At 31.8% G+C, this 12,331-nt stretch carries 10 protein-coding genes and 1 pseudogene; 6 read left to right on the top strand and 5 right to left on the bottom strand.

Features of this window, described 5'->3' with window-relative positions; translation table 11 throughout:
- Window position 1 precedes the first annotated feature (1 nt).
- The 3 genes from H6622_10165 to H6622_10155 form a co-directional block, all read right to left on the bottom strand.
- Window positions 2-526, bottom strand: coding sequence for a hypothetical protein (locus H6622_10165; GenBank protein ID MCB9061875.1), 525 nt, complete (start codon window positions 524-526; stop codon window positions 2-4).
- On the bottom strand, window positions 523-1,518 hold the full coding sequence (locus H6622_10160; protein MCB9061874.1) for a LysM peptidoglycan-binding domain-containing protein: 996 nt from the start codon (window positions 1,516-1,518) through the stop codon (window positions 523-525). Before H6622_10160 ends, H6622_10165 begins: the two co-directional genes overlap by 4 nt.
- A gap of 276 nt (window positions 1,519-1,794) precedes the next feature.
- The gene (locus tag H6622_10155) at window positions 1,795-2,322 is read right to left on the bottom strand and encodes a hypothetical protein (protein ID MCB9061873.1); all 528 of its coding nucleotides are present in this window, start codon (window positions 2,320-2,322) and stop codon (window positions 1,795-1,797) included.
- A gap of 311 nt (window positions 2,323-2,633) precedes the next feature.
- On the opposite strand from H6622_10155, the gene H6622_10150 reads away from it, so the two are divergent.
- From H6622_10150 to H6622_10125, 6 genes are all read left to right on the top strand, one after another.
- A complete protein-coding gene (locus H6622_10150; protein ID MCB9061872.1) occupies window positions 2,634-5,327 on the top strand; it encodes a hypothetical protein in 2,694 nt (897 codons plus the stop codon).
- 353 nt (window positions 5,328-5,680) lie between these two features.
- Window positions 5,681-6,448: a GNAT family N-acetyltransferase gene (locus H6622_10145; GenBank protein MCB9061871.1), complete on the top strand. Its 768-nt coding sequence runs from the start codon at window positions 5,681-5,683 to the stop codon at window positions 6,446-6,448.
- Entirely contained in the window at window positions 6,445-6,693 is a 249-nt protein-coding gene (locus tag H6622_10140; GenBank protein ID MCB9061870.1) for a hypothetical protein, read from the top strand. The genes H6622_10145 and H6622_10140 overlap by 4 nt, the downstream gene beginning before the upstream one ends.
- Window positions 6,686-7,561 (top strand): radical SAM protein, encoded by an 876-nt coding sequence (locus H6622_10135; protein ID MCB9061869.1) that lies wholly within the window; start codon window positions 6,686-6,688, stop codon window positions 7,559-7,561. Before H6622_10140 ends, H6622_10135 begins: the two co-directional genes overlap by 8 nt.
- Before the next feature lie 8 nt (window positions 7,562-7,569).
- The gene (locus H6622_10130) at window positions 7,570-8,985 is read left to right on the top strand and encodes a hypothetical protein (GenBank protein MCB9061868.1); all 1,416 of its coding nucleotides are present in this window, start codon (window positions 7,570-7,572) and stop codon (window positions 8,983-8,985) included.
- Window positions 8,986-9,106: 121 nt separating this feature from the next.
- A complete protein-coding gene (locus H6622_10125) occupies window positions 9,107-10,993 on the top strand; it encodes a HAMP domain-containing histidine kinase (protein MCB9061867.1) in 1,887 nt (628 codons plus the stop codon).
- A gap of 1 nt (window position 10,994) precedes the next feature.
- Here H6622_10125 and H6622_10120 read toward each other — a convergent pair whose 3' ends face one another.
- Both H6622_10120 and H6622_10115 read right to left on the bottom strand, forming a co-directional pair.
- Window positions 10,995-11,228: a hypothetical protein gene (locus tag H6622_10120; protein ID MCB9061866.1), complete on the bottom strand. Its 234-nt coding sequence runs from the start codon at window positions 11,226-11,228 to the stop codon at window positions 10,995-10,997.
- Window positions 11,229-11,247: 19 nt separating this feature from the next.
- Window positions 11,248-12,267, bottom strand: a pseudogene (locus tag H6622_10115) (IS66 family transposase).
- Between the last annotated feature and the right edge of the window lie 64 nt (window positions 12,268-12,331).

Raw genomic sequence — 12,331 nt, 5'->3', positions numbered from 1 at the left:
TTTACTTCCTGTCTTTTCTCTTTTTTATAAATTTATATGAATAGTATATAACGCAACCAATTAATGTAACGGCAAGACCAGTAAGATGATACATTTGCAATGTTGTGGGACTTCTTTCAATACCGTAGAGATAATTTATGGGCCAACCTTTTAATAAAACATATGATACAGGTGTATCAATCATTGTAATTAAAACAATTAATATATTAAAATATCCAATCATTTTCTCCCAAGTTCCAATCTCAACGATATCTTTAATTTTGACTTGGGGTTCTAGGTAGTGTGAAAGTCGATTTCTGTTTTTATAATTAGATTGATCGTTAAAAACAAAAATAGTGATATACCCGTAAAACCTATGAAGAACTTTGCACCTTGCGTACATATAACCAGAAGTGTTATAGATAATACTATTCTTGATTCTTACGTATTTCTTATCCAAATAAAACCATGTAAACAATGGAACAACTAAAGCAAAATATATCATTATTAACCCAAAAATACTTAGTGATATACCTACTGCGCTCACCAGAGAACCCCTTCGAATCCATCATAAATTCCACCTGTAATCTCTGACCCCACATAACTTCCAGTCGCTCCAGCAGCAAAAGATACTACAAACGTACAAGCAAACATACTTGACCCACCGGATGGCAAAAAAAGAACAAGTGAACATACGCCATATGATATTGAACTAGCGGCCAAAGCTCCAACAACAACTCCACCTGTCTGCTCAAAAGCAACTTTAACTTTCTCATCATCTTTTGCTCTATAAACTCTAAAAGCACCTAGTACCGGCTCAACTACATAACTTGTACCAAATGCCACCTTTCTAGCTTTCCCAAGATGTTTTACGGCATTTTCAGCATATCTTACAGCTTTTCTGGGCGCAAATGTATTAGGAAAAACTAGGTGCTTCTTCAAAGGATTAATATACCCTTTATAATTTAGTCCCTTGATTTGAGCGATAAGAAGGTCATTCATCGCATTTATTTCTTTCTTAATTGGACCCTTATCCCAAACGTCCTGAAGCATTGCTGCTAGATTATTGCTAGAACCTTTAAATGTATAACCGCCTTGGTTTACAAAATGAGCAAACCTTTCCATTGCTTTGATATATACTTTTGCTACGCCATCTGTTGCTGACACCGACCCAGAAATAAAGAGCGCAAGCCAATCTATACCCCCCTGATTTCTGTTCATAATATGTGACATTCCTATTGGTATATGTCTAAATATACTCTTCATTAATGCGTGATGAGCACTGGTATAAATTTCAGAGTGTTTTTTCTTATATGTAGCAAGATCTATCATTTGCCATGGCTGTATTCTATTAGGATCTTTTATATGAGGATTATTATGAAGCACAATATCTATGAGATAATTTATTTCAGACCAATTAAGATGAGGACTATGAGGCAAGTCATCATACGAAAAGTGATCTGTGATAATTTGAGATAAGGTATCTCCAGGCTGAACCTCATAAATTTTATAAAAACTACTTGGTCTCACTTCGATCATTTTTCACTCCAGTTAGAATATTTTTAACGTTAATATCATATTTAAGTATCTAATCGAGAGAATATTGAGAATTTTTCATACTTGAAATTTGTAAAGGATCAACTATCAGTTGGTTATCTGAACTTAATAATGATCTTATTGCTATTTTTATTTAGTCTAAGAATATTTTAATGAACTGAATATTGCTTAGATTTTTAATTTCACACTATCTTATGCAGCCAGGATTTTAACTAATCCATCAGTTCTTAGAGTGTCAAAAACTGCCCCCCCTATATATTAACCTATAATAACACCTGACTGAGATTCATGGTTTTCTTCATTTTCTTCGATTTTCTTTCCAGGCGATCTTTCAAAATCCACCTGACTTAAGCCATCTCTTTTTTGTTGTTCTCTCTCTTTATCAAACTTTATAACTCGTTCCTTCATCATATTAAGTTTTTCAGTAACATAATTGAAATAATAAATGATCTTATCAGCATCTTCCTTATTCTGACCTTTCATACAAGAAATCGGCTGCTCTTTTATAATATCATGAAACTCCTCAAGACTGCTTACTTCAAGATCATAATATGCTACAATGAATTCAATTATGGTTATATTAGTTCTTATAAGTTCAAGTGATATCCGTTCATGGTCATTCCTGGTATAATCTAGCGCTATATTGATTGCTGCCAACCCATCGGAAATTATACCTTTTGATTTTTTAATTTGTTCTTTTAAAAAGTCGCAATTATTTTCACTTTCTTGAGCTTTTAAAATGTTCAAAGATGCTATCAAGGTAAATACAACAAGAAGATTTTTCATAATTTTTTCCTTTATAATATTTGAGGTAATTATTTGCAATCAAAATGCCAAATACATAAGCCATTATAAATAGACGCAGAAAACTCAATTGACTATAATTTTGCTGCCCAAAGTTTAAACACGCGTAAACTTAAAACATTCATCATTGCTAATATTTAAAAGAGGCAATTTAAATTGGCATCCAACCCAAATTAATCACGTTTTAAGAAAATGTATAAGACCATAATATCTATAAAACTTGCTGTAAAATTTCAAAAATATCTAATAATTTTAATAAGTTTAAACCATAATAATATGATCAACGAGATTTTATGGTCATCAAAACACTTACGTTACTGCTTTTATCATTTAGCTTGCAAAATAGTGCTCACGCCGATTTTTTTAACAATCTAAAACTTAAAGCTTTGCAGTTTGCTCAAGATCATAATCTCATGAGTAAACATATTAAAAATTCTGGATACGCAAGAAATTTGAATATTGGAAAATGTGGCGCAGGACACACACCTTATAATTGTGAATTTAACAAACGCGGAAAAAGGCAAAGAGGTCCAATAAAAACTCCAGTTGCAAAATCAAACGACATGACCGAACTAAGGGACTTTTTAGCAGAAAAAGGCTCTCCAACAGTAAAATTCAAATATGGGGCGCAAATTTTAGAAGATGGAAAAAAGAGAGCTGTTTATATTGCTGTCCGAGAAGATGGGACAGAAATCGTACTCCATAAGCGGTTATTCGAAACAAATGAACTCTTTACTCGTGATAATTTTAGAGAATTTCTAAGGTTTTTAATAAAGGAAGGAAGCTTGTATGATTACGTACTTGATTCTAAGCGACCAATTGAAGAAATATACTTCTCGTTGTGGGATTTTATGCCAAATGATGAATATCTTTCACCTGATTCCTTTATGAACCTAGCTGTTTATGTTGAACTGTTTGAAAATGCTGCTTACAACGGAACAAAACCTCCAAATAAGAGATGTGGTAAGCAACAGACTCCTCCAGAGGCAGTTGTTCTCGCTGAAATTAAAAATCCTTCAATTCACAAAGCGAAATCATTCAGTAAAGATCAATGTGTTTTCACCAGAAGGGACTACATTCAAAGAAAGCGTCGTTTAGAAGATGCTTTAAAACTTAAAAAAACCAGCGCTTTTATGCTTAATCTTATTTTCCCCCAAAAGGCATATTCGTCAGAATCAGAACCTGAAATCCTAATACAACCAATTAATGCAATCAAGTTTCAAAACGAAGATAAAGACTTAGTGATCGAAAAATATAACACATCTAGCAATGAATTGAATATAGCATTTTACATTAATGCCCTTCAAAGTCGCAGAAACAGTATTGCAGGAGATGAGGTCGCGTTTGACGATATGGAGGATCAGGTACATTGCCTAGAAGAAAAATTAAAACAAGAGACCAGTGAGATCAAGTCAAACACCCAAAAAACTGAAGAAATGATTTTGGAAGAACATAAATTAAAAACATATTTAGAAACAGCAAGAAAAATGCTTGATGTAAAGAAAACGTGTACCCTTGACTCTGTTTCGAAATGTAACGATCTAGCAAGAGATGCCGCCCATATTAAAGTAACCGATGAAGACATGCAGGACATGAACTTTAAACACTCACAACTTCAAGCGGAAAGAGCTGAATTTAACCCAGAGGAAAAGACAACTATGACGATGTATACCACAGATGGTGAAAAAACAAAAATTGAATCAACCTTAAAAGATGTCGTTAAAAACGGATGGGACCTGCCCAATGGTGAAAAACAAGACCCAAGTGCCTTCAGAGATTATTCTAACATAAAAGACGATGATGAAAGACTAGCAACAGTTGCTTCAGACATTAGATTTGCAGCAAACTCATATGGCGTAAAGGTTAGCGATGAAAAAGCTTTAGAAATGGCAAAAGAGATATCCAATTCTGTTTCCAAAAAAATGAATTTTCAAGAAATGTTTAGCGTACGTAAAAAAGTAGCGATGCCTTCAAAAAACTCTGGATACATGAAAGCTGCAACAGAATCATTCAAATCAAAAATCCAAAAACAAAGATTTCAAGATTCCATAATTGCTAAACAAAAAGAGATAAATACTTCTTTAGGTGAACACGCTACTCAAGAAGAGAGAATTGCTGCCTACAAAAACGACCCTGATATTCAAAGACTAGAAAAAGAATTAGAAAAAATTGAAAATAAAAAGAAAGAGCTAGAAAAAATAGTTTCACATGAACAAACTAAAGTAGAAGATGAGATTGTCCCAAGGGAACCAGAAGAAGATTATCCACCAGAAAGAGATCCCCAACCTAAAGAAATTGCTATTAAACCAAGAGTGAAAACTAATGGACGCGGACAGACCGCAATCAGTTCACCTTCTAATAGTGGATATACACCAAGATCTCGTAGATCTTATAACACAAGTTCTGGAGGAGGATTTAGCTCAGGCGGAAGCTCTGGAAGTGGATCAGCTGGTTATAATCCTGAATATAGTGGTTATGCTCCAGAGCAGGATAAAAAAGAAAGCACAGAATCAAAGGAAGAACCTAGCAAATCCCCAAAAAGAGAAATAGCTTCTATTGATGAAAAGAAAGAAGATTCTAAAAGTAGACTTGTTGGTAAACCAGAACAAGAGAAAAACACTGGCAATAAGGACGGCAAATCTGCATCTAAAGGTGAAAATGAGAGCGAAGAAATGGAATTTAGACCTGGAGAACTGGAGTACTACTTTAAAACCTATGCGTATTATGACGACATTACAAAGAAAAATAACGTAACTTTTAATGAAAAATTACTAGAAAAAAGCGACCGTATCATCAAAGCAGTCGTCAAGTATGGTCTAGATAATGTAACCGAGAAGTATCACTTCTTTCTTACTGACGAACGTTTGACTCCTGCCGAATTTATGAAAAATAAAAATAAAGAAGGGTTTTATATAGAAAGTGAAAATGCCTACTCTAGAATTATAAAACCAAAACCAGAAATAAAAATACTCTTAGATTTCAACTAAATATATTACCAAATATCATTAAAAAATAATGCCATTCACTTTAGATATTTTGAGTATGAAAAAAAATGTGTATTTTCCTTTGCTTATATCGTGAAAAATCTCACTCAAATATGATTAACAATAAATCACTAAAATATACACGGCCTGGAATAATAAAATTATATTTATATATCGAGTGGTTTTTTATATATAATTTTCTTAAGATAAATATATATATATTAATAATATGAAGGCCATTATATTTACATAATATGATGTACATCAAGAAAACATTTATAAACACAATCTTATGCCTTGAACTTTTTACAGGTCAATCTGCAAGATTTTTTAAAACAACATTAAGAGGAAAGACTATGAATAAAGTAGTTAAAATGCTTGAAAATCATAGGCTGTCAATTGTAGCAAGACATATTGTTCAGCATTCTGGTAATGATGTATTTGTCGACAATCCAAAAAATCCAAGCTCAGTAGGAGTAAGATACTCTTCGTTAATTTGGCTAGGTGGCAATTATTCTAAAATCGTTTACGAAAAGGCAACTTCCAAGATCGGGCAACATACTGCGTATATTATAAATGACAAATGGAAACAGGCGCTAGAACAAAAAGAAAATTCGGGTGAAATTGAAATATCAAGTATAGAAAGAAGTGAGTTTGATGGAAAAAACCTTAAAATAAATAAATTAAAAGAAATAATAAAAAATATACCTACAGATATAAGTATAAAAAAAATGAATTTAGATATTGCAAATCAACTCTTTAACACCGAGATTTTTCAATCAAAAGCACATATACACCCATACGGAAGCGCTAGATCATTTATCAAAAACGGAATTGGTTATGTATTAATAAAAAACAATCAAATTATTGCAGCAGCATCTTCAGCTGCATCAACGAAAATACCTAATGCCGAAATTGAAATACAAGTTGATGTAAATACAGAGAATAGAGGACAAGGATTAGCAAAAATTGTAGCAGCAGCCTTAATTTTAGAATGTTTAGAGCTTGGAATAACGCCACATTGGGATGCTGCAAGTCAAATATCCGCAAAAGTTGCAATCTCGCTAGGATTTGAGGTAATAGAAACGTACAAAATTTACCAAATAAAAAAGGAAGAAAAATGAAATTAAAAAAAGAAATACTTGTGTCAATGTTGGTAGCTGCGAATCTTTACAATATTGAAAATGCAACAAACTTTGCCAACTCATTAAAAAATAATCAAATCGAGGATATAATCGAAGTACTGAAAAAAGATTCCAATTATCCTGCTATAAGGGTTGCGGTTATCACTAGTGGAATAAACACAGATACTCCGACTGAAGCAATTGATATAAAGAAAACAAAAAATAAAACTAAGATCGATGCGTAACATATCAGGTAAAAATTCAAACATTTACAAATTACATATCATGCCTGGGAAAAACTGTAACTTAAGTTGTTCTCATTGTGCTAACTTAAGTGGTCCAGGTGAAATTACATCATTAACTGATGATGAAATTGATAGATTAATAGATTTAATAAATTCAAATCCGATAAAAGAGTTACTTTTTACTGGAGGAGAGCCTACACTGTACATACCAACCATAAATAAAATTTTAAACAGATGTAAATATTTAAATGATATATTTGTTGCGATAACAACCAACGGATTATATGCAAAGAATAAACTATCAACAAAATCAACGCTTCAGAGGATAAAAAAAATATCTTACATACAACTGTCATTTGATATTTTTCACGGTTCTGACAAATCGATAGAAAGAGTCGTCGAACTGGAAAGATACTGTAAAGAACATCAAATTAAATTTTCTGTATCAGTAAGTATTTCAGACCCAACACAATTAATTATTATTAAACAACTTAATTTGAATATTGACTCACCAATTACATTTCAAAAAGTGGAGTCTTCTGGACGAGCTAAAGCAACAAATACCCAATACAAATACTTTCATTTTGACTCTTCTGTTTTGGATAAAAAATGTCCAAACTTAGATATGATCTCCTATATACCAAATACAGGTTACACAAATTGTTGCTCAAATCTTATATTTAATAATATTGATAATCAAAAATATGCTAACAGTGATATAGATACTTACCTAAAATCTGATTTTTTTAAAACTATGTCACAACAAACATTTGGAGATGTTCTTAGGTCTAAAAATATTGACATTAACAACCTAGAGGCAAAGCATTCATCTCCATGCACTTTATGCGAATACATCCATAGGGGTTAATAAATTGAATGAAAACAATTTCTTTCTTTATATTCATTTTTTTCTCGACGGATATCTTCTCAAAAGCAATATATGTTCCTGTTCCAAGTCTACCTAAAAATTTTCAGGTAGATGAAGCAAACGATGTTTATAGCATAAATTTAAATTTTCAAATACATAAGTCTCTTTTTAGAATAGATAAACATAATATTCCAGTGCCAGATATAGTAAAAAATTTTGATATTTCAATAGATGGAACTACATACACCTTCGAATTGAATGATTTTAAATTTCATGATAACTCTAAACTAACATCCGAAGACGTTGTCATTAGCTTGAAACAAGTTTTTAAAAAAAATGTTGTTGGTACTAGTAGATTCTCCTGCATACAAGGATCAGAGAATAATTCATATTCTGGAATATATAAATTAGATGATAATAGATTTAGAATAAAAATGAAATGCAAAAATCATAAGTTTATTCATCAGTTAGCAGATATAAGAACTTCCATCTTTAAACCTGCTTACCCGAAGATTGGATTAGGAAATTTTAAAATATTAAATATAAATGAAGATGAAATTGTCCTTGAAAGTATTACTGGTGATACTAAAATTCACTATATAAAAGACAGTAACGAAGAACTGCTTAAATCTTTAATAAATAAAAAAAAGCATATTGCATTATTTATGTCAAAACGATTAAGTTTAAAATATAAAAATGATACATATTTTAAATGGAAAGATACACTTACAACTAAATCTTTTAATCTTCATGTAATATCAAATACGGTTAAAAGCCTTTTTGACAGAAAACAAATACTCTCATCTATTAACAGAGAATACTTACTACAGATTTGTTATAAACAAGGATACAGAATATCAAATAACTTTATCCCATTTGGTTTCTTAGGATATTCGCCAAATATTTTACTACCGTCTTATACACAAAAAAACAAATACATATTAAAAAATAAATTAAATGTTGGAATATTAATGGGAACAGGAAGTGAATCATGTGTAAAAGATTACATCAACATGCAATTAGCTAAAATTGCCAAAATAGTAAATACAGAAATTATAGATTCTTCTGTAGCCGCAAGTATGTTAGCAACTGAAAAAATCGACATCCTTTATATGTATATAGAAAGTGATCATGGCTCTGAATTGATAAGCTATTTTGATTATTCTCCAGATTTTCCTGTCGGAAATAAGAATAACAAACGATTGAGTATGCTCTATAAAAAAATTAAAACCTCAAAAGATCTTATAGCAAAATATAAAATCGGCGAAGAAATTTCGAAAGAGATACTTGATGATTATTTATTAAGACCATTATTCTCAGCAGAAGAATTTATAGTGTATTCTAAAAATATCATTGTTGAAAATAACAGTATATATTCACCTACTTATATAAACTTTGGAGATATTAAATTTATTAATGAATAAACTATTGAGGTACTCTAAATTACTATTAGTTATGATTACATTCTTATTGTCTATAGGATTCTCAACAATTTATTATATCCTTCAAGAAAATTATATAAACTCAGAAAGACATAATTCTCTTATGTACTCTGCTAAAAATTTATCAAAACTATCAGCATTACATGTAAAATTAGGTGATTTAAGCACTATTTATCAAAACGTTAATATTTTCAAAGAGATACTGAACGATATCTCAATTACGGTATACAACAAAGACGATCAGATAATATACAAAACAGAATTACCAACAAGTCCTGGAGATCAATTTATCCGAGTTAATATAAATTACGGTGGTACTTATGTTGGTAAAATTACTTTAAGGTATAAAAGAATAAAATATAATTTTAAAAATAGAGATTATATACTTTTAGGGATAGTCAGTATTACGATCTTTATACTTCTATTACTAGTATATATAATTTTGTATAGAAAAAGTTTTGATATTCAAAGATTACTAAATTGCTTAACTTTGCTAGATATAGACAACACAAGAAACATAGATGTTCAAAATGAAAAAATAGATAATGACATTAAAGATATCTACCTAAAAATTAATAAGTTTATTTTATATAGGCTCGAAGCAATTTCAAATGCCGAAAGCGCAAAAAGTAGTCAGGCGTTATACCAACTTTCAAAACAAGTAGCTCACGATATCCGCTCTCCCCTTGCCGCGCTTGACATCGCTATTAAGTCTATACCTGATGAAACCAAATTTGAAAGAACCATATTTAATTCAGCAATTAACAGAATTCACGACCTGGCAAATGATCTTCTTAGCAAGAACAAAGAACCTGGAGATCAAGAAAAACAGATTGAAAAAATCTCCATTGCAAGACTTTTAAATCTCATAACATCTGAAAAAAGGCTCGAATATTCAAAAAACATGAATTTAAAAATTGAATTTACGATTCTTGACGGAGGTTATGAGTCATTTTGTGTTTTTAGTAAAAAAGAATTCTCTAGAATTATATCCAATCTAATCAATAATTCCGTAGAAGCTTCAAATGAAAAACAGAATGATATATTTATCAATCTTAGCTCTGATAAAGAAAATGTAACTATTGAAGTAAGTGATACTGGCAAGGGAATACCGAATGAATATCTAGACAAAATTTTTATTCAAGGTGAATCTATTGGCAAGGAAAACGGCAATGGACTAGGTCTTTTTCACGCAAAAAGTTTAGTAGAGTCTTTTGGCGGTAAAATTAATGTAATAAGCGAAATTGGCAAGGGAACCACTATAACTATCAGAATACCAAAAATTGTTCCACCAGAGTCCTTTGTTAGTCAAATTAGTCTTAAAAGAGATTCCAAAATTGTCCTAATAGAAGACGATCCTTCAGTCCATAAAGCATGGGAATCAAGATTTAAAAGAGAAATAAAGTCTTTCTTTACGCTGGAGTCATTTAAAAAGTGGAAAGTCGAAAACGATGAGAGTGGATATATCTATATTTTTGATCAAGAATTTAAAAAAGAAAGCACTAATGGGCTTGAAACCATTCTTGAATTAGGAATAACAAAAGAAAGTATTCTGTGCACCAGCCATTACGAAAACTCAGAAATTCAAAAAACATGTGAGAAAAGTGGTATCGGTCTCGTAGATAAGAGTATGATCCCATATATCCCTATCATTATAGAAGAAGACTCTAAGATTAGAAATTTATCAATCCTAATTGATGATGACCCACTCGTTAGGTTGGTGTGGAAAACAAGAGCAAAGGAACAGGGGATCGAATTTAAGTGTTTTTCAAATGAAGATGATTTTTATAACGAGCTACCTAATATATCCAAAGACTCACCTATTTACATTGATTCTTGTCTCGGAGATGGTGTAAAAGGTGAAGATATAGCTAGAGACTTAGTTACTTGTGGATATGAAAAAGTATCCATTGCAACTGGATATGAAAAGGAGCGCTTTTCTGATCTACCTAAACAAATCAAAATTCAAGGAAAAGGGTCTCCCTGGTAATTTATTTTTTCGCCTTCATTGTTTGCTGTTTTGCGATATTTACAAATCTTCTTAACGCCTTAAGCTTATTTTCGTCTGTGAAACTAATTAAACATTTGTAATCTTGTGAAAACTCTCTTTTTTTAGCAACAGGCAACACTTCCTGAGTGTCGATAATTGTTAAAAAAACTTTTACCGGAGACTCAATAATGACAACGGTAAACGGTACATAATCCACATATTGACTTGAGGTCAATTTATTATTCTACAATATCTTAATTTAGATACTGAGCGTTGATCTTCAAGGGCAGTAGTTTTTCAAAATTAGGGGCGGTTTTGGCCGCTGGGATTTTCTCTAGCATATAATTGAGATATTTAAAGGGTTCAAGTTCATTGTATTTTGCTGTTTCTATCAGGGAGTAAAACATAGCACTTGCTTTTGCTCCATCCACTGTATCAGAAAATAACCAGTTCTTTCTCCCAAGACAAAAGGGGCGGATGGCATTTTCAACGGCACTATTGCTTATATTAAGTTTTCCGTCTTCTAAAAAATTGATCAAATACTTCCACTCATTAAAAGTATAGTTCACTGCTTTTCCGGCCAGTGAGTTTGGTGTCAGTTTAGGGCGAAGCTCATCAATCCATTCTTTAAATTCCTTCAGTATCGGAAGCGATTTTTCTTGTCTTACTTTAAATCTTTCTTCATCTGAAAAATTCTGGATTTTTTCTTCTATCTTATACAGTTTTTTAATTCTTTCGATCCCTTTCTTCCCAATCCCCTTACCATTAGAACTTTTACTCGCATCAAAAAACTTACGACGACAATGATCCCAACATCCTAAACGAGTAAGATTACCTTCCTCACACGCCAAAGAATAACCATCGTATCCATCAACTTGTAAATGGCCTTTAAACCCTCTTAAAAGTTCAAGGGGGACCTGTCCAGATCTTGTGGGTGCGTAATCATATAAAACGATCGGATGATCCCCAGGTTTGTACCTCACCCACATATAACTTTTACTCGTTGCCTTCTTGCCATCTTCTTTCAAAACTAGAGTTGTGGTTTCATCCATTTGCAAATAATTTGAATCCAGTAAAGTTTCTTCTAAAAAATTATAGAGAGGAACTATCAGATGACTCACCTTGATAATCCATCGACTCATGGTTTGGCGGGTTAAGTCAGCATCAATTCTTTTAAAAATCTTTTCTTGTCGGTAAAGAGGGAGAGCATCACAGTATTTACCCGTAATAATATAAGACAATAAACTCGCTGATGCCATAGTCTTAGGAAGAAGTTCACATTGACCTTAAACCATTGACTAGTCCAGTCTAAAGATGAGTTGCACTGAGTCTGTGTTG

It is taken from the genome of Halobacteriovoraceae bacterium (assembly GCA_020635115.1).
GTDB lineage: Bacteria > Bdellovibrionota > Bacteriovoracia > Bacteriovoracales > Bacteriovoracaceae > JACKAK01.
Note: the sequence above shows the minus strand (reverse complement) of the source record. Positions and strands in the feature narration are given on the sequence as shown.